We start from the raw sequence: 16820 nt of genomic DNA on the forward strand, positions 1-16820 counted from the left end.
CGGCGGGGGAGTGGAGGTCATACGCGATTGTCCGGAAGAGGAGGCTCGCCCCGGCATATAAGCCGGCGCCGCCCGTGGCACACCCGGAGCCGCCGCGGGCGGGGGTGTTCGTCCCCGCGGTGAGCACGGCCAAGATCATCCGCGGCGACAGCCTGTGGCAGATCAGCCGGCGCACCTACGGCGCGGGCGACCGCTACACCGTGATCTACGATGCCAACCAGGAGCAGATCCGCAACCCGGACCTGATCTATCCCGGCCAGATCTTCGTGCTGCCGGGCGACGGCAAGGACGCGAAGGCGGGCAGGAACGGCTGAGGATTCCCCCACGCCGCCCCGCCCCGCGGCGGCTGCGGGTGTGCCACGGGCGGCGCCGGCTTATATGCCGGGGCGAGCCTCCTCTTCCGGACAATCGCGTATGACCTCCACTCCCCCGCCGGCGCCCGACGCGCGCCCGGGCCTCGTCGCCACCTATCGCCGGCTGTGGCCGTATCTCTGGCCCTACGGCCGGCCGGATCTGCAGCGGCGGGTCTTCCTGGCGTTCGGGCTGCTGCTGGTGGCCAAGCTGGTGACGATGGTGACGCCGTTCACCTTCAAGTGGATCACCGACGCGCTGGTCGCGGCGGTCGGCGGCCAGGAGCACGGCAAGGAGCAGGTGCCGACCGGGATCTTCGCCGCGCCGATGCTCTTGATCGCGATCTACGGCGCCTCGCGCATCCTGATGGCCGGGCTGACGCAGGCGCGCGACGGGCTGTTCGCCAAGGTGGCGATGCACGCGGTGCGCCGCCTGGCGCTGAAGACCTTCCAGCACATGCACCAGCTCTCTCTGCGCTTCCACCTCGAGCGCAAGACCGGCGGGCTGACGCGGGTGCTGGAGCGCGGGCGCTCGGGCATCGAGGAGCTGTCGCGCCTGATGGTGCTGACGCTGGTGCCGACCATCGTCGAGTTCGTTCTGGTGCTCGGCGTGCTGGCCTGGGAGTTCGACTGGACCTACTCCCTGGTCGTCTTCGTGATGGTCGCGGCCTATCTCGGCTTCACCTACAAGGCGACCGAGTGGCGGATCGCGATCCGCCGCCGCATGAACGAGTCCGACACCGACGCCAACACCAAGTCGGTCGACTCGCTGCTGAACTACGAGACGGTGAAGTATTTCGGCGCCGAGGCCCGCGAGACCCAGCGCTTCGACGGCGCGATGGCCCGGTACGAAAAGGCCTCGACGCAGACCTACGTGTCGCTGGCCGTCCTCAACGCCGGCCAGGCGCTGATCTTCACGCTGGGCATGACCGCGGTGATGTGGCTCGCCGCCCGCGACATCCTCGCGGGGCGCACCACCATCGGCGGCTTCGTGCTCGCCAACACCATGCTGGTGCAGCTCTCGATGCCGCTGAACTTCATGGGCATGATCTACCGCGAGATCAAACAGGCGCTGATCGACATCGACGACATGTTCCGCATCCTCCACCGCAACCCGGAGATCGCGGACCGGCCGAACGCCCCGGCGCTGGTCGCCGGCCCGGCCGAGGTGCGCTTCGAGAACGTGCACTTCGCCTACAACCCGGACCGGCCGATCCTGCGCGGCGTCTCGTTCACGGTGCCCTCGGGCAAGACCGTGGCGATCGTCGGCCCCTCGGGCGCCGGCAAGTCGACGCTCTCGCGCCTGCTGTTTCGGTTCTACGAGCCGCAGAGCGGCCGCATCGCCATCGACGGGCAGGACATCGCCGCGGTGCGCCAGGATTCGCTGCGCGCCGTCATCGGCATGGTGCCGCAGGACACGGTGCTGTTCAACGACACGATCGGCTACAACATCCGCTACGGCCGCTGGGAGGCGAGCGAGGCCGAGATGCGCGAGGCCGCCCGCCTCGCCCAGATCGACCGCTTCATCGAGGGCCTGCCGGAGGGCTACGACACGCCGGTGGGCGAGCGCGGCCTGAAGCTCTCGGGCGGCGAGAAGCAGCGCGTCGCCATCGCCCGCACCATCCTGAAGAGCCCGCCGATCCTCGTCCTCGACGAGGCGACCTCGGCGCTGGACAGCTTCACCGAATCGCAGATCCAGGACGCGCTCGACCGCATCGCGAAGGGCCGCACCACCCTGGTCATCGCCCACCGCCTCTCGACGGTGGTCAACGCCGACGAGATCCTGGTGCTCGACAAGGGCGTCATCGTCGAGCGCGGCACCCACGCCGCACTGCTCGACCAGGACGGGGTCTACGCCGCCCTGTGGAACCGCCAGCGCGAGGCGGACGCGGCGCGGGCGGCCTTGCGCCGGGCTGAGGAAGCCGCAGCACGCCAAGATGCAATCGCTGCGGAGTAAAGTATCACATGCTAGAGTACCATTCGCAAACTAAAACAAGCTGCGCTCGTTAACACAGCTAGCCCAAGTAGTGGAATTTACTTACTGCATTAAAGGTTTTGAGATTATTCTTTCGGTCCGGTCGAGCGAAGGTTCCAAATTTTCCATTGCGCAGAAGCAACGCTTAGCGGTTGCGCAATAAAATTTTGGTCAGTTACTATACCGCTCGCGCGGCTGCATGGAGGCTCCCGAGTGTCCCCTTTGGCTTCCGATCGTATGTAGATCGCCCTTCAAGCATTTGAACGAAGGCCTCATTCCTGTTCGTGGCACGATCGACCAACCGATCGAAGGCGAGCACTTCAAGCATCAGGTTCAATCCGCCATAATATCGGTACGCCATCTGGCCGCCATAGTTTGTTATGACGAAATCTTCGTTTTTAAGATAACTCTGAAGACTGTCATTCCAATCTACAAGAACATATCCGCGAACCATCTTATCGGATGGAATAGTAATTTCTCGATTGCCAGAAGTTTTTATTTTGCATATCTTACGAATAGCTGAAATTTTTTTTCATCTGATCCACTGGATCATCTGTTAACTCATCACCATCAGATTTGTATCCTGTTTTTTGAGGTCGTTTCATTTCTACGACCATAAGCTCATTCTGGTTATTTATAAGAAGATCATGGGCGTATTCGCCTTTCGCCCGATGCGGTCCTTGGGGTGTACGATCACTCGAAATATATTGCGCGTAGGCTAGGTCATCATCTATGAGCCATAGGTTGTGCGCGCTGTAGTCAATCTCATCGCTATCTTTATAGCGCGGGTAAATAAGTGTATGTACTTTGTCTTCCGTCGCTAGGATACCCTCTTGTTTTTTTAACAGCTCGCGAAAGATAGTAATAACATGATTACGATAAGCAACATACACAGCTAAAGCTTCTTTAGCGTCTTCTGGAATTTGGGTTTTTACGAGATTCTCTAGCAGTTCAATGCTCGCGTTTTGGCTAATTTTTGAGAAGTCAAATTTTCTGCGAAATCGCTCTACAAATAAATCTTGTGCAAGCTGCTCCCGCGTCTCGGTGATCGACCGTTTTCCCACAAAATCCGCAGCTGATTTGTTACCAAGACCCCGGCGTAGCAGAGGATCTATAGCGATCAAATGCTCGACATCGGCGACCATTCTAGCCCGCCGCTCGCTGGTGTATGAGCTTTCAATTTCAAGTATATGCTGCTTAGCCATAGCAATAAGATGATCTTTAACGGATTTTTTATTGCCATCATATTCAATTTTTGCATGCAAGTTTGTAATTCGGTCGCGAGATTGAGAAGACATGAAAAAATCGCTAGATACCGCTACTAGATAGTAATACCGTCGTGGACCCTTTTCAGAAGGTTCTACGAATGGTTTGTCGTTCAGGCCGGATGAAATGTTCTCAAGTTCGCTCGCTGCTCGATTATTTGCATAGAAATATAGCCTATGTTTCTTGGCCTGCGCTTCTCCAATCTTAAAATAACTGAATTCGAATTTTCTGTTCGCCTGTGCAATCTCAAGATATTCCGTCCGCGATCCACCGACGGAAAGGGATCTATTAAAATATTAATTAATATTGATTGGAATTTCATCGACTGTCAATATGGTATGCTTCGGTACTTTTCTTTGAATAAATTCGATTAAAAAGTGATCAAGCACTGCAGAAGCAATAGATGTTTGCGCATCCCCGCTCGAATATTGTGGTCCGGCGAGATCAAAATAAGCACTGCTCTCTTCAGATGGTGATTTTAGTAGTGCTGTGAGGCCCGTACCGAACCGATGGGCGCCGGCCCCTCCATTGATCGGAACTTCGATTAGATTGTCATCGCTAGCAAATGGCTCGTATCTATAAACGCCGCCGGAGCTGACGCCACGTAGATCGATTTGCCGAGACGAATAAAATACTTCTCTAAAATTTTTGAAGGCAATAAAACGACCAAATCCCTTACCTCCTCGCTCATATTTATTCCCCGTAAGGGGAGTTAGAAAAGCTCCTAAGTTTTTCTCGTCAAAACCAATCCCATTATCGGCGATGATGATCTCTCGGTTAGTGCTCAAAAATTCGATTTCGATGATTCCCTTGTTCTCTGCAGCATCACCCCACCGTTCCTCAATCGAATGGAGGGAATTAGAAACAGCCTCGAACAAGGGGAAAAGAAATCCATTTAGGCCATCCGGTAAGGTGGCGCGTTTCACCTCGGATGCCAGGTCAATCGACTTGGGCTTCACACTTGCCCCCGATGCGAATGGTGAACGCCCGTCCGATTTCAAAACAATGCCCGTCGGATCTCAAAATGCCGAGCGCACCGCATGAGGGCAACCACATGATGGCACTGCCGCTCGGGCTATTCGTCTCTTGGTTAGTCGGCCCCGCCATGCGCCTGCAGCTTACGCTGTGAGTGTCTTCCTTAATTGAAAATGAGCGTGTTTGGCGTCCAAAATAAGTTGTATGCGGCTTTCATAAAAGGCATCTGGTCGAGGCTAGCTCGCGTGTCAGCATATTGACAAAATTCCTATAACATGCCTATAACCCCATCACGCGCTGCACGGCGCCGGGGCTGCGTTTCGTCCCGGGGCCGCCGTCAGGAGCCGGCCCGGTGATCGACGGGGCGGTCGGCAGCGTGGCGGTCCTGCGCGGTGGGTCGATCAACCCGCCGCGATACGGCGTCCATAATGCGCGGCGCGGGGCGCACCGAGCGGCGGGCTGTCGCCCGCAAGCGGAGCGCCCTCAGAAGAGACCTGAGCCCGTCCCGACGTTAGGGAGGGTGCGGGGATCGCCCGTTCCGGCTGTCGCCGGGGCGACCCGGCCCTACGTGGCCGGATACGTGACCGGGGCCCGCGTCGCGCGGGCCGCGGCGGCGGGGCCGTGCGGTACGTAAAGCCGCGACGACAAATCGGCGCCGGGTGCCCGCGTTCTCGGGGCCCGGCACCGCGGGGCGCCGGGGAACCGGCTCATTGCGCATCATCCCAGGGTTCCGCGGCGTCCCGCGTCTCCTGTCCGTGATGTCGGGGCCATGCCGCCGGCGGAGGCTTTCCGCGCGGGGTGGTCTTGGCGTGCCTGGACGATCGGATGCCATCGACCGTCATTCCGGGGCCGCGCAGCGGAGCCCGGAATCCAGACGCGCCGAGGGTGCCGGACCTTGCTCGCGTCGGCGGCTCTGGGTTCCGGGCTCGCCTTCAGCGCCCCGGAATGACGGGGCGGATGTCGGTCCGATGGGGCGGCCAGACCCCCGCGCGACGGCGCCGGCGGTTGACCTTCGCGCCCTGGGCTGCCATCGCGCGGGTCAAAATCCCGTTGGCCCCGCGCCCTTCGCGCGCCCCTTCCGAAAGACCGCATGAACGACCTTCTCCTGACGATCCGCCGGACGCTCGTCCCGATCCACAAGGAGGGCTACCCCTTCATCGTGATCGGGATCGTGCTCACCGTGCTGGCCGGCACCTTCTCGCAGTTCTTCGGCTGGGTGTTCCTGATCCTGACCCTGTGGGTCTGCTACTTCTTCCGCGACCCCGAGCGGGTGACGCCGGTGGCCGAGGGCCTCGTGGTCTCGCCGGCGGACGGGCGGGTGAACCTGATCTCGACCGTGCTGCCGCCGCCCGAGCTCGACCTGCCCCAGGTGCCGATGACCCGGGTCTCGGTGTTCATGAACGTGTTCGACTGCCACGTGAACCGCGTGCCGGTGACGGGCAAGATCGGGCAGATCCACTACACGCCGGGGCTGTTCCTCAACGCCGAGCTCGACAAGGCGAGCGAGGACAACGAGCGCAACGGGATGGTGATGGAGACCGTGCACGGCGGCCAGCCCGTGCGGGTCGGCGTGGTGCAGATCGCCGGCCTCGTGGCGCGCCGCATCGTCGGCTTCGTCTCGGCCGGCGACCAGCTCTCGGTGGGCGAGCGCTTCGGACTGATCCGCTTCGGCTCGCGGGTCGACGTGTACCTGCCCGTCGGCACCTGCGTGCTGGTCGGCCTCGGCCAGAAGGCGGTCGCCGGCGAGACCGTGCTCGCCGACCTCGGCGGCGGGCCCGAGCGTTCGTTCCGGCGCATCTGAGGGGAGGGGGCGATGGACGATCTCTTCCCGCCCTTCGAGCCGGACGCGAACGAGCCGCGGCCGCGCCGGTTCAAGCCGGTGCCGTTCCGGATGATCGCGCCCAACATGATCACCCTGATGGCGCTCTGCCTCGGGCTGACCGCGATCCGCCTGGCCTTCGAGGGCAAGTTCGAGCCGGCGGTGATCGCGATCATCGCGGCGGCCGTGCTCGACGGCATCGACGGGCGGGTGGCGCGGCTCCTGAAGGGCACCTCGCGCTTCGGGGCCGAGCTCGATTCGCTGGCCGACTTCGTCAACTTCGGCTGCGCGCCGGCGCTGATCCTCTACGGCTTCGCGCTCCACAACCTGAAATCGCTCGGCTGGATCGTGGCGCTGATCTTCGCCATCGCGATGGCGCTGCGGCTCGCCCGCTTCAACGCGATGCTCGACGACCCGAACCGCCCGGAATGGAAGAAGGACTACTTCGTCGGCATGCCGGCCCCGGCCGGCGCAATGACGGCGATGCTGCCGCTCTACCTGCACTTCCTCGGCTTTGGCTTCGAGGCCTGGGCGGCGCCGGCGATCCTGGTCTACGTGCTCGGCATCGCCCTGCTGGTGGTCTCCACCGTGCCGACCTTCTCCGGCAAGACCATGGGCAAGCGCGTGCCGCGCGGGTGGGTGCTGCCGATCTTCCTGGCGGGCGTCGCCGCCTTCGGCCTGCTGATCTCGTTCCCGTTCGAATCGCTGGTGGCGATCAGCGCCGCCTACATCGTCGGCCTGCCGATCGGTGCCGCGCAGTACCGCCGCCGCGCCCGGCTCGAGCCGGCGGCCCGCATCGAGTCCGGCGAGGACCCGGCCTCGGCGATCTGACGGTGGATGCCGGCCCGCGTGCGCTTGGCGGCCCCCGCCGCCACGCGTAGCGTGAGGCACCTGAAGGCTGGGGACCCGCCATGCTCGAAGAGTTCAAGAAGTTCGCGCTGCGCGGCAACGTGGTCGATCTCGCCGTCGGCGTGATCATCGGCGCCGCCTTCGGGGCGATCGTCACCTCGGCGGTGCAGGACGTGTTCATGCCGATGATCGGCGCGATCACCGGCGGGCTCGACTTCTCGAACTACTACCTGCCGCTGTCGTCGAAGGTGCAGGCCGGCGCGGCCTATGCCGAGGCGAAGAAGCAGGGCGCGGTGATTGGCTACGGCCAGTTCATCACCGTGGCGATCAACTTCATGATCGTCGCCTTCGTGCTGTTCCTGGTCATCCGCGCGATGAACAAGCTCGTGACCAAGGAGGAGGCCAAGCCCGAGGCCGTCGCCGAGGTGCCGGCCGACGTGAAGATCCTCGGCGAGATCCGCGACCTGCTCGCGACGCGCCCGAAGGTCTGACCCTCAGGCCGTCGGCTTGGTGCCGGCGGGCTTGCCGTCGTCGGGGGTGACGCCGAAGGCATCGAGGATGCGGTCGAGGGCGTGCTCGACGGCGCCCGTGCCCTCCTCGTGGGTCTTGAGCCGGGTCTCCAGGCGCTGAAGCTGCGGCGCGAAGGTGGCGTCGGGCGCGGGATCGTCGCCGAGGAAGCGCGGCTTCTCCTGGCCCACCGACAGCATCGAGCGCAGCTGCTGGCCGAGATGGTCGCGGACCGGCTCCGGAAGCCCGGCCTTCGGATCGATGGCGTCGTCGTTCATGGTGGGAATTCCCGTTCGCCGTCAGAGCCATAACGGGCGATGCGGCGAAGCGTTGCATGGGCGGCCGAGCGTGCGGTGGGCGCCAAGGAAAAGGGCCCCGGAGCCTGTCGCCCCGGAGCCCTCGCACGTCGCGCGGCGATGAAACGCCTAGTCGATCACTTCGACGATGCGGTGGCCGCGATCGACGAGGACCGGGCGGTTGTTGATCACGGTGTAGCGGGTGCCCGGCTGGACGCGGTACTCGTCGGGCACGTCGTAGTAGGTCACGCCGTCGCCCGGCAGGGTGGTGCCGACGGCGACGCGGCCGTCGTAATCGTAGGAGCGCACGTTGCGCTCGCGGACGTAGCTGCGGAAGCGCGGCTGCATGTCGACGCCGAGGATGCCGCCGACGGTGCCGGTCGCCGCGCCCACCGCGCCGCCGACGATCCCGCCGATCGGGCCGCCGATATCGGAGCCGGTCTCGGCGCCGCGCTCGGCACCGCGGATGGTGCCCTGCGCCTGTGCGGCGAGCGGCAGGGCGAGAACGAGGGCCGAGGCGGCCAGAAGGGTCTTGAACTGCATGGCAAAGCTCCGTCTTCCGATGCTCGCCGCGCCAACCGGCGCCGTGCGAGTGTCGGGCCGGTAACGCACGACCACCGGAAACGGATGCGTCAAAAAAGACCGATCGTCGGGCGTTCTCTCAGGCGTCCTTGGGCATCGCCGACTGGATGAACCGGTCGGAGCCGAGGTCTTCCTCGTCGTAGCCCAGCAGCTCGGCGAGCCGCCCCCGGGCCCGGCTGACGCGGCTCTTCACGGTGCCGACCTTGCAGCCCATGATGGTCGCCGCCTCCTCGTAGGAGACGCCCTCGGCGCCGACGAGCACCAGCGCCTCGCGCTGGTCGGGCGGGAGCTTGGCGAGCGCCGTCTGCAGGTCCTCGACGTCGAGGCGGTCGCCCTGGTGCGGGGCGGTGGCCAGGCGCGCGGCGTAGGAGCCGTCCTGATCCTCGACCTCGCGGACCCGCTTGCGGTGGTCCGAGTAGAAGATGTTGCGCAGGATCGTGAACAGCCACGCGTTCAGGTTGGTGCCGGGCTGGAAGCGGGCGCGATGCTGCCAGCCCTTCATCAGCGTATCCTGCACGAGGTCGTCGGAGCGGGCCGGGTTCGAGGTCAGCGACAGGGCGAAGGCGCGCAGGCTCGGCACGGCCGCGAGCAGGCCGTTGCGGAACTCCGGCTCGATCGCCTCGCCGCGGGCCTTGAGCGCCGCCTCGAGCTTCGCGATCAGCTCGGCGAAGCGGCTCGGCAGCTCGGTCTGGCCCAACGTGTCGTAGGCGCTGCGCAGATGGTCGCCGAGATGGGAGCGGATGGTGTGCGACAGGTTCGGCCGCGCATCCTTGTCGCCGTTTCCAGACTGGCTCGGAAGGGTGTCGGTCTCGTCGCGGGTCATGATGCGTCGCAATCTACGGTCTTCTGCGGGCTCGCGGGTGGTCCGAAGCCGCGAGGCGGAACGTGTGCGGCTCGCGCCTGAGCCGTTCGAGTTGTTCCGTGTCTTTAGCCTATCGCGGCCGCGCTTGCACCTTCGCGACCGTCACATCCAAGTGCGTCGCGCCTCGCCTCAACAGGGCTTCGGCGCGACGACGACGGTGGCCGCCGCCGGCGCGCCGGGTTTCAGCAGGCGGATCGCGCCGTCGCGCAGGGTGATGACGTCACCGCGCGCGAGGTCGGTCCAGCATTCGTCGCGGGTCAGCGCCTGCGTCGCCACCACCGACACGACGTCGCGCTCGGTGGTCTCCTGGGCGAAGTCCACCCGCCAATCCTCGTCGATCAGCGTCGCCGTGCCGAAGGGCGCCCGGCGGGTGAGGTAGCACAGGCGCTTGCCGCAATGGGCGTAGAGGGTTCGGCTGTCGGAGAGCAGCATGTTGAACACGCCGAGCGCGTGCAGCTCGGCGCAGAGGTCGGCCACCGCGCGGTCGAGCAGCGCGGGCTTGGGCAGGGCCGAGAAGCGCCCCTGCAGGCGGCCGAGCATCCAGCAGAAGGCGTACTCGCTGTCCGTCGACCCGATCGGCATGAACCCGCCGAGCGGAAGCTTCTTCACCCCCTTGAGCTGACCGTTATGCGCGAAGGTCCAGCGCCGGCCCCAGAGCTCGCGCGAGAACGGATGGGTGTTCTCGAGGCTGACGCGGCCGCGATTGGCCTTGCGCACGTGCCCGATGACGATGCGGCTCTTGATCTTGTAGTCGCGCAGCAGGCGGGCGAGTTCCGACTTCGCGCTCGGCTCGGGCTCGTGGAAGCTGCGGCAGCCGCGGCCCTCGTAGAAGCTGATGCCCCATCCGTCCGCGTGCGGACCGGTCTCGCCGCCGCGCCGCGCCAACGCCGCGAACGAGAAGCGGATGTCGGTGGGCACGTTCGCGCTCATGCCGAGCAGTTCGCACATCGTCTCGGAAACTTACCTGATCGGGCGGGGCCTCGGCGCGGATCGTCCGCCGCCCGGATGTCCACTTCGGTTTAGGTGCGTTTCGGACGGCGAACAACCGTGAACCGCACCGCGCGTCAGCGGCCGAGGTAATCCGTCAGCGTCATGCCGACCATGATCGCGACCCAGAAGAAGCCGAGGCCCGAGAACAGCTTCACCAGCGGCGGCTCGTGGAGCACCTCCATCGACACGAGGAGGACGACGAGCGCCATCGCCGCGACGACGACGAGCTCGAGCGCCCAGACATGCTCGAACGGCAGCGTCGCGCCGAGGGTGACGTTGACCGCGAGCAGGCCCATCAGCGCGAGGAAGGTCAGGACCGGCTTGCGCAGCCGATCCTTCAGGAGCGCGCGGTCGGTGTCGGAGAGGGTCGCGAGCGGGCTGCGCATCGGGCTACCGGTTGACGACGTAGAGGATCGGGAAGGCCATGATCCAGATCAGGTCGATGAAGTGCCAGTACAGGCCGTAGATCTCGATCCAGTTCTGGTGCCGCGACAGGAACCCCGCCTTGGACGCGATCCAGGTCATGCCGAGCAGCAGCGAGATGCCGGTCAGCAGGTGCAGCCCGTGCAACAGCGTCGCGACGTAGTAGAGGTTCACGAACAGGCGCGAGGCCGGGCTCGCCGTCAGCTCGTAGGGGCGCGAGCCGAGGAACGGCATCATGTGCTCCTCGTAGTCGGCGTAGTACTCGTAGCCCTTCAGCACGAGGAACAGGCTGCCGAGAGCGGCGGTCGCCAGCATCGCTCGCACCATCGCCCGCTGCCAGCCAATGCGCGAGAACTCGATCGCCATCGACATGGTGAGGCTGGAGACGATCAGCACCACCGTGTTGACGGCGCCGATCCAGAACTTCAGGTGGCGCGCCGCCTCCTGCGTCGCCTCCGGGTGCTGGATCCGCACGATCAGCGCCACCAGGAACAGGGCCGCGAAGAGCAGGAGCTCGGTGATCAGCCACGCCCAGATCCCGAGCGTAGCGGCATAGCGCTGCTGCGCGACGGTCTCGAAATGGTGGGCGCGCTTGATGCCGACGCCGTCGGCGAGACCCGTGCTCATCGCTGCTGCCTCATCGATGCTGCGCCTTGGTTTCCTGCTCCTGGATCGGGTAGTCGTACGGAACCCTCGGCACCTCGGGCGGCGACGCGAAGTTGAGCGTCGGCGGCGGCGAGGTCGTCTCCCACTCGAGCCCCTTGGCGTCCCAGGGATTCACGGGCGCCTTCCTGCCGAACCACAGGGAATAGACGAGGTAGAGCATCGGGAAGATGTAGCCCGCCGCCAGGATCGTCGCGCCGGCCGAGGAGAGGACGTTCAGCATCTGGAATTCCGGCGGGTACGTCGCGTAGCGTCGCGGCATGCCGAGGTAGCCGAGGATGAACTGCGGAAAGAACGTCACGTTGAAGCCGAGGAAGATCAGCAGCGCCGAGATCCGCCCCCAGGCCTCGTTGTACATCCGGCCGGTGAACTTCGGCCACCAGAAGTGCAGCCCGCCGAGGAAGGCCAGCACCGTGCCGCCGACCATGATGTAGTGGAAGTGCGCGACCACGAAGTAGGTCGCATGGATGTGCTGGTTGATCGCCAGCGTCGCCAGGTACAGGCCGGTGAGGCCGCCGAGCACGAACAGGCCGATATAGCCCATCGCGTAGAGCATCGGCGTGTCGAGGCGGAGCTTCCCCTTATGGATCGTCGCAGTCCAGTTGTAGACCTTCACCGCCGAGGGCACGGCGACCGCGAAGGAGAGCGCCGAGAAGGCGAGCGAGGCGAGATCGCTCTGCCCGTTGATGAACATATGGTGGCCCCAGACGAAGAACGTCACCGAGGCGAGCCCGATCGCGGCATAGGCGACGAAGCGGTAGCCGAAGAGCTTCTTCTGGGCGAAGGCCGGGATGATCTCGGAGATCACCCCCATGCCCGGCAGGACCATGATGTACACCGCCGGGTGCGAGTAGAACCAGAACAGGTGCTGGAACAGCACCGGGTCGCCGCCATAGGCCGGGTCGAACACGCCGATGTGGAAGGCGCGCTCCATGATCAGCAGGATCAGCGCCGTGGTGATCACGGGCGTCGCCAGCAGGAAGATCAGGCTGGTGGCGTAGTGCGTCCAGACGAAGATCGGCAGCTTGAACCACGTCATGCCGGGCGCGCGCATGGTGTGGATCGTGACGACGAAGTTCAGGCCCGTCAGGATCGACGAGAACCCGACGATCGTCACGCCGATCAGCGCCGGCAGGACCCAGCCGTTCGAGAACGCGGTGGAGAGCGGCGCGTAGAAGGTCCAGCCCGTGTCGATGCCGCCGAGCACCACCGACACCATCGTGAAGAGCGCGCCCGTCATGAAGACGTACCAACTCGTGAGGTTCAGCTTGGGGAAGGCGAGGTCCTTCGCCCCGATCATCAGCGGGATCAGGAAGTTGCCGAAGGTCGCCGGGATCGACGGGATCAGGAAGAACCACACCATCACCACGCCGTGGATGGTGAAGGCCTTGTTGTAGGTGTCGTTGGCCATCACCGCGCCGTTCGGCACGACGAGGGCCAGCCGCACCACGCCCGCGGCGACGGCGCCGATGATGAAGAACGCGGTGATCGAGGCGAGGTAGAGGATCGCGATGCGCTTGTGGTCGGTGGTGAGGAACCACGAGCGCAGGGTCGATTGGGCGTGTAGATAGTCGGCCGGACGATCGAGCGTCGCCTCCGGCGCGTGCGGCTCGCGGTTCGCGATCCCGCTGTCGATCGTGCCCGATGCGCTCATCGCGTGGCCTCTCCGGACGCTGCGTCGCCCACGGTGCGGGTGTTCGATTTCAGGAAGTCGATCAGGCGGCCGAGGTCGTCCTCCGGGATCACGCCGGCGAAGCTCGGCATGATCTGCTTGTAGCCCTCGGCGAGCCGGTTGCCGTTGGGGTTGCGGATCTTGTCGCGAAGGTAGTCCTCGTCGGCCGTGATCGTGCGCCCGTCCGCCAGTCGCACCGCCCGTCCGTAGAGGCCGGCGAGCTTCGGCGCCTGCACGTTCGAACCGTCGTCGTGGCAGGTTCCGCAGCCGTAGGCATTGTAGATCGCCTTGCCGGCCGCGACCTTCGATTGCTGCGCCCCGGAATGGGTGAGCCAGTCCTGGTAGTCCCCCTGGCTGAGGATCGTCAGGCTGCCCTCCATCGCCGAGTGGTCGGTGCCGCAATATTCCGAGCAGTACAGGTGGAAGGTGCCGGGCTTGTCGGCCTTGAACCACAGCTCGGTGTAGCGGTCGGGCAAGGCCGCCATCTGCACCCGGAGCGCCGGCAGGTAGAGCGCATGGATCACGTCCTGGCTGATGATCCGCAGCTTGATCGGCTGGCCCATCGGCACATGCAGGTCGTTGATCTCGGATTGGCCGGTCGGGTGCTGGAACTTCCACATCCATTGCCGACCGATCGCCTCGATCACCATCGCGTCGGGCGGCGGGTTCTTCGAGATCACGAAGAGCCGCGCGCCCCAGACGAAGAAGATCAGCGTCAGCAGGAACGGGATCAGCATCCAGCTGATCTCGATCAGGTTCGAGCGGATGCCGCTGGTGTCGCGGTTGGCCTCCTGGCCGTCGCGGTACCGGATCGCGAACCAGGTGATCGCCAGGAACACCGGCACGGTGAGCACCAGCGTGAGCACCGTGAAGGCGAGGATCAGGTAGTCGGTCTCGACCGCGACGGCGGAGGCCGCCGCCGGCCAGAGCTCGAGGGCTGCGTGCTTCGGCGTCATCGGCTCACGGGTCCAGCGTTCGGCCGACCGTCAGCGCCATGGCACGGTCGATCGGGATGCGCGCGCGCTGCCGCGAGGCGTCGAGGAAGGCGTAGCCGTCGAGCTGCCGGCCTTCGGCCGCACGCTCGGCAGCGAGGTCGGCGTAGGGGTCGGCCTGAAGGTTCGGTGGCGGGGGAACGAGCCGCGCGGTCTGCTGCGCGGTCAGGCTCGGCAGGGCCTGGCGCTGATCGGTCGAGACCATCGTCTTCAGCCAGATCATCGCTCCGATCACGGCGAGCGCTGTCACCATCAGCCCGGCCATCACGCGGGCCGTGTTGCCGACATGGACGTCAGAGGTTTCGTAGCCCGGCCCGTCCGAGGATCCGGCCTCGCCGGATGCCTTCGCCGTCCCGGGCGAGGAAGGACGGCGGCGCAAGATTGCCAAGCCGGAGATGATCGACGAGACGAAGCCGAACCGGTGCTGCGTGCGCTCGGTGCTCATGCGACCGCGCTCCGCCGGCGCCGGGGCGAGAGAACGGGCATCAGGCGTTGCGCCACCGGCAGCAGGGCCACGGCCAGGCAGCAGACGGCGATCGCGGCGAAGGCGTCGCTCCAGCCGATCACGAAGCGGTCGCGCAGAGCGGGCGTCACGAACCAGAACATCTCGACCGCGTGGAGCGCGAGCACCAGCGCCGCCAAGACCCGCGTCGTCGGGCGCCCCGGCCGAAGCGTCGCGAGCGCGCCGAGCAGGACGACGGCCCCGCCGAGGCTCGCGAACGCACGGCCGAGCCAGCCGCCGCGAGCGAAGTACCACAAGACTTCCTGAGGAAGGTTCGCCGACCAGACGATCAGGAACTGCACGAAGTGCAGGAAGGCCCAGAGGCTCAGCAGGACCACCAGCGGCACAAGCCGGTCCTGCCCGGGGACCGCGCGCCCGCGCCCGATCGGCGTCGGCTCCTCCGGTGCCAGGAGGATCGCCGCGGCCAGGGCCAAGCTGCTCCAGGCCGTCAGCACGAGCACACCTTCGAGGCTCGAGCCGAGCCGATGGTCCAGGGATCCGACGAGGTCGGTGACGGCCAGGGTTCCGACGACGGCATGCAGCGCGACCCCGGAGATCGTGCGTCCGTCGCGGGTTTCGCCCGGGACCACGAACCGCGCAGCGAGCCAGACCCAGGCGGCGAGGTACGCGATCACCCGCAGGGCGAAGAGCGGCACCGTGAACCACAAAGCGGCCAGCGGCGTCGCGGGCGGCGCGTCGGTCCATCGATAGATCTGCCCGATGCCGAACAGGACGGGCACGCCCAGGATCGCTGCCACCGGCATCAGCCCGACGAGGCGACGCAAGGACTTGGAAAGCTCGCCTTCGCCGCGGTCGTGCTCGCGCAGGCCGAACCGCTCAAGCGCGATGGCGATCGGAAGCGCGCCGACCGGCAGGGCGAGTAGCGCGAGCCAAGCCGCCAGGTAGGACGTGGCCGCCCCGCGCCAGCCACCCGCCAGCACGGCGAGGATCGATGCTCCGGCGCCGAGGAGCAGCACCGCGATGGGACGGCGCCGTGCGGCCGAGGCGTAAGCGGCCATCATCGCGACGCCTCCAGCTTGGCCCGGTCCTCGGGCGGCAGGCCCGCGACCTCGGTATCCTGGCTCCGTTGCAGGGCGCGGACATAGGCGATGATCGCCCAGCGATCCGCGGAGGGGATCATCTGGCCCATCCCGTACATCGCCCGGTGCCCCTCCGAGATCGCGTGGTACAGGTCGTCGGCCGACGCCGTACGCTGGCGTTCGGTGGTGAGCTGACCGGCCGAGGGAAAGCCGCGCGCGACGATGATCCCGCGGCCGTCGCCCGAGGCGCCGTGGCACGGGGTGCAGTAGATGCCGTACCGCTCCCGCCCGCGCGCCAGCAGGGTCTCGGTGATGCTTGCTGGCTGCGCCGCCGGCCTGGCCGGATCGTTCCGCGGCACGGTGCCGGCGACGGGATGGCGCATCGTCATCGCCTGCGGGAAGAAGCCGTTCCTGTCCCAGGTCTTGGCACGCGGCTGCTCGCTCATGTCGGCTTCGCCGCAGGCCGCGAGCGGCAGGACGGCGAGCAGGGCCAGGAGACGCCTCATCGCGGCACCCGGCGGATGTCGAGCGGGCGGCCGGCTTCCGTGGGCAGGGACGCCAGCTTGCGCACGACGCGGTCGGCGTCGAAGCGCTCGCCCTGGGCTTCGGCCGAGAGGAAGTAGCGGTCGTCCGTCGCGCGCAGGAACCCCGGGATGTTGAACGCCGGGTGGTTCAAGCGCGGCAACCGGTTCAGGATCAGCAAGGCAAGGTGGACCGCGATCGTGCCGCTCATCATCGCGAAGGACAGGCTCGGCACCACGAAGGACGGCCACGAGAAGCGCGGACGCCCGCCGATCAGGAACACGTAGTCGTAGGCCGTCGCGTAGACGCACATCCCGAAGAAGGCGGCGCCGCCCGCGAGCGCGCCGAGGATCGCGTAGGCGCGGATCGAGCGCCCGGCGATCCCGAGGGTGCGGAGCACGCGCGGCATCGGCACGGGGCCGTGCGCGTCCAGGTGGACGTGGGCGTCGTCTCGGCCGGACAGGGCGGCGGCGGCGGCCGCGAGGTCACCTTCCGAGGCGAAGGCGGCGCTGACGCCCCAGAGCGGCGCGTCCTC

General features: G+C 65.7%; 18 protein-coding genes and 1 pseudogene. 5 read left to right on the forward strand and 14 right to left on the reverse strand.

Annotated features, from left to right (window positions below; genetic code table 11):
* Positions 1 to 104: 104 nt before the first annotated feature.
* Together FV223_RS06330 and FV223_RS06335 are read left to right on the forward strand one after the other, a co-directional pair.
* Positions 105 to 314, forward strand: a pseudogene (locus tag FV223_RS06330) (LysM peptidoglycan-binding domain-containing protein); the annotation flags it as partial.
* Positions 315 to 414: 100 nt separating this feature from the next.
* Entirely contained in the window at positions 415 to 2307 is a 1893-nt protein-coding gene (locus FV223_RS06335) for an ABC transporter ATP-binding protein/permease (RefSeq protein WP_147726009.1), read from the forward strand.
* Between the two features lie 527 nt (positions 2308 to 2834).
* Here FV223_RS06335 and FV223_RS31580 read toward each other — a convergent pair.
* Both FV223_RS31580 and FV223_RS31585 read right to left on the reverse strand, forming a co-directional pair.
* Positions 2835 to 3623, reverse strand: a complete 789-nt coding sequence (locus FV223_RS31580) for a hypothetical protein (RefSeq protein ID WP_246689619.1) — start codon at positions 3621 to 3623, stop codon at positions 2835 to 2837.
* 264 nt (positions 3624 to 3887) lie between these two features.
* Positions 3888 to 4517, reverse strand: coding sequence for a hypothetical protein (locus FV223_RS31585; RefSeq protein ID WP_246689620.1), 630 nt, complete (start codon positions 4515 to 4517; stop codon positions 3888 to 3890).
* Between the two features lie 1139 nt (positions 4518 to 5656).
* On the opposite strand from FV223_RS31585, the gene FV223_RS06345 reads away from it, so the two are divergent.
* The 3 genes from FV223_RS06345 to mscL all read left to right on the forward strand — a co-directional run bounded on the left by FV223_RS06345 (position 5657) and on the right by mscL (position 7725).
* Complete coding sequence (locus FV223_RS06345; RefSeq protein ID WP_147726010.1) at positions 5657 to 6367, forward strand: phosphatidylserine decarboxylase; 711 nt, start codon at positions 5657 to 5659, stop codon at positions 6365 to 6367.
* 12 nt (positions 6368 to 6379) lie between these two features.
* Entirely contained in the window at positions 6380 to 7216 is an 837-nt protein-coding gene (pssA, locus tag FV223_RS06350) for a CDP-diacylglycerol--serine O-phosphatidyltransferase (protein ID WP_147726011.1), read from the forward strand.
* 80 nt (positions 7217 to 7296) lie between these two features.
* Complete coding sequence (gene mscL / locus FV223_RS06355) at positions 7297 to 7725, forward strand: large conductance mechanosensitive channel protein MscL (RefSeq protein ID WP_147726012.1); 429 nt, start codon at positions 7297 to 7299, stop codon at positions 7723 to 7725.
* A 3-nt stretch (positions 7726 to 7728) separates the two neighbouring features.
* On the opposite strand, the gene FV223_RS06360 is transcribed toward mscL, so the two are convergent.
* From FV223_RS06360 to FV223_RS06415, 12 genes are all read right to left on the reverse strand, one after another.
* Positions 7729 to 8019 (reverse strand): hypothetical protein, encoded by a 291-nt coding sequence (locus FV223_RS06360; RefSeq protein WP_147726013.1) that lies wholly within the window; start codon positions 8017 to 8019, stop codon positions 7729 to 7731.
* A gap of 147 nt (positions 8020 to 8166) precedes the next feature.
* On the reverse strand, positions 8167 to 8580 hold the full coding sequence (locus FV223_RS06365) for a DUF1236 domain-containing protein (protein WP_147726014.1): 414 nt from the start codon (positions 8578 to 8580) through the stop codon (positions 8167 to 8169).
* 118 nt (positions 8581 to 8698) lie between these two features.
* A complete protein-coding gene (locus tag FV223_RS06370; protein ID WP_147726015.1) occupies positions 8699 to 9442 on the reverse strand; it encodes a NepR family anti-sigma factor in 744 nt (247 codons plus the stop codon).
* A 168-nt stretch (positions 9443 to 9610) separates the two neighbouring features.
* Positions 9611 to 10429, reverse strand: a complete 819-nt coding sequence (locus FV223_RS06375) for a class II glutamine amidotransferase (RefSeq protein ID WP_147726016.1) — start codon at positions 10427 to 10429, stop codon at positions 9611 to 9613.
* Between the two features lie 116 nt (positions 10430 to 10545).
* Positions 10546 to 10857, reverse strand: coding sequence for an oxidase (locus FV223_RS06380; RefSeq protein ID WP_147726017.1), 312 nt, complete (start codon positions 10855 to 10857; stop codon positions 10546 to 10548).
* 4 nt (positions 10858 to 10861) lie between these two features.
* Positions 10862 to 11521, reverse strand: a complete 660-nt coding sequence (locus FV223_RS06385) for a cytochrome c oxidase subunit 3 (RefSeq protein ID WP_147726018.1) — start codon at positions 11519 to 11521, stop codon at positions 10862 to 10864.
* Between the two features lie 10 nt (positions 11522 to 11531).
* The gene (locus tag FV223_RS06390; RefSeq protein WP_147726019.1) at positions 11532 to 13211 is read right to left on the reverse strand and encodes a cbb3-type cytochrome c oxidase subunit I; all 1680 of its coding nucleotides are present in this window, start codon (positions 13209 to 13211) and stop codon (positions 11532 to 11534) included.
* Positions 13208 to 14185, reverse strand: coding sequence for a cytochrome c oxidase subunit II (gene coxB, locus FV223_RS06395; protein WP_147726020.1), 978 nt, complete (start codon positions 14183 to 14185; stop codon positions 13208 to 13210). Before coxB ends, FV223_RS06390 begins: the two co-directional genes overlap by 4 nt.
* A gap of 4 nt (positions 14186 to 14189) precedes the next feature.
* Positions 14190 to 14666, reverse strand: coding sequence for a hypothetical protein (locus FV223_RS06400; RefSeq protein WP_147726021.1), 477 nt, complete (start codon positions 14664 to 14666; stop codon positions 14190 to 14192).
* Positions 14663 to 15745 carry a hypothetical protein gene (locus tag FV223_RS06405; RefSeq protein WP_187274880.1) on the reverse strand — a complete coding sequence of 361 codons (1083 nt, stop codon included), beginning with the start codon at positions 15743 to 15745 and terminating at the stop codon, positions 14663 to 14665. Before FV223_RS06405 ends, FV223_RS06400 begins: the two co-directional genes overlap by 4 nt.
* Positions 15742 to 16269, reverse strand: coding sequence for a cytochrome c (locus FV223_RS06410; protein ID WP_147726022.1), 528 nt, complete (start codon positions 16267 to 16269; stop codon positions 15742 to 15744). The genes FV223_RS06405 and FV223_RS06410 overlap by 4 nt, the downstream gene beginning before the upstream one ends.
* Positions 16266 to 16820: DUF3341 domain-containing protein (locus tag FV223_RS06415; protein WP_147726023.1), on the reverse strand; the 555-nt coding region annotated here is incomplete at its 5' end. The genes FV223_RS06410 and FV223_RS06415, both read right to left, overlap by 4 nt.

Source organism: Methylobacterium sp. WL116 (assembly GCF_008039455.1).
In the GTDB taxonomy this organism is placed as follows: domain Bacteria; phylum Pseudomonadota; class Alphaproteobacteria; order Rhizobiales; family Beijerinckiaceae; genus Methylobacterium.

Excerpts from the sequence above, each read along its gene's own strand:
- FV223_RS06365 (WP_147726014.1), bottom strand. The coding sequence starts at position 8,580 with ATGCAGTTCAAGACCCTTCTGGCCGCCTCGGCCCTCGTTCTCGCCCTG.
- FV223_RS06410 (WP_147726022.1), bottom strand. The coding sequence starts at position 16,269 with ATGAGGCGTCTCCTGGCCCTGCTCGCCGTCCTGCCGCTCGCGGCCTGC.
- mscL (WP_147726012.1), top strand. The coding sequence starts at position 7,297 with ATGCTCGAAGAGTTCAAGAAGTTCGCGCTGCGCGGCAACGTGGTCGAT.
- FV223_RS06385 (WP_147726018.1), bottom strand. The coding sequence starts at position 11,521 with ATGAGCACGGGTCTCGCCGACGGCGTCGGCATCAAGCGCGCCCACCAT.
- coxB (WP_147726020.1), bottom strand. The coding sequence starts at position 14,185 with ATGACGCCGAAGCACGCAGCCCTCGAGCTCTGGCCGGCGGCGGCCTCC.
- FV223_RS06345 (WP_147726010.1), top strand. The coding sequence starts at position 5,657 with ATGAACGACCTTCTCCTGACGATCCGCCGGACGCTCGTCCCGATCCAC.
- FV223_RS06400 (WP_147726021.1), bottom strand. The coding sequence starts at position 14,666 with ATGAGCACCGAGCGCACGCAGCACCGGTTCGGCTTCGTCTCGTCGATC.
- FV223_RS31580 (WP_246689619.1), bottom strand. The coding sequence starts at position 3,623 with ATGTCTTCTCAATCTCGCGACCGAATTACAAACTTGCATGCAAAAATT.
- FV223_RS06405 (WP_187274880.1), bottom strand. The coding sequence starts at position 15,745 with ATGATGGCCGCTTACGCCTCGGCCGCACGGCGCCGTCCCATCGCGGTG.
- FV223_RS06360 (WP_147726013.1), bottom strand. The coding sequence starts at position 8,019 with ATGAACGACGACGCCATCGATCCGAAGGCCGGGCTTCCGGAGCCGGTC.
- pssA (WP_147726011.1), top strand. The coding sequence starts at position 6,380 with ATGGACGATCTCTTCCCGCCCTTCGAGCCGGACGCGAACGAGCCGCGG.
- FV223_RS06370 (WP_147726015.1), bottom strand. The coding sequence starts at position 9,442 with ATGACCCGCGACGAGACCGACACCCTTCCGAGCCAGTCTGGAAACGGC.
- FV223_RS06335 (WP_147726009.1), top strand. The coding sequence starts at position 415 with ATGACCTCCACTCCCCCGCCGGCGCCCGACGCGCGCCCGGGCCTCGTC.
- FV223_RS06380 (WP_147726017.1), bottom strand. The coding sequence starts at position 10,857 with ATGCGCAGCCCGCTCGCGACCCTCTCCGACACCGACCGCGCGCTCCTG.
- FV223_RS06375 (WP_147726016.1), bottom strand. The coding sequence starts at position 10,429 with ATGTGCGAACTGCTCGGCATGAGCGCGAACGTGCCCACCGACATCCGC.
- FV223_RS06390 (WP_147726019.1), bottom strand. The coding sequence starts at position 13,211 with ATGAGCGCATCGGGCACGATCGACAGCGGGATCGCGAACCGCGAGCCG.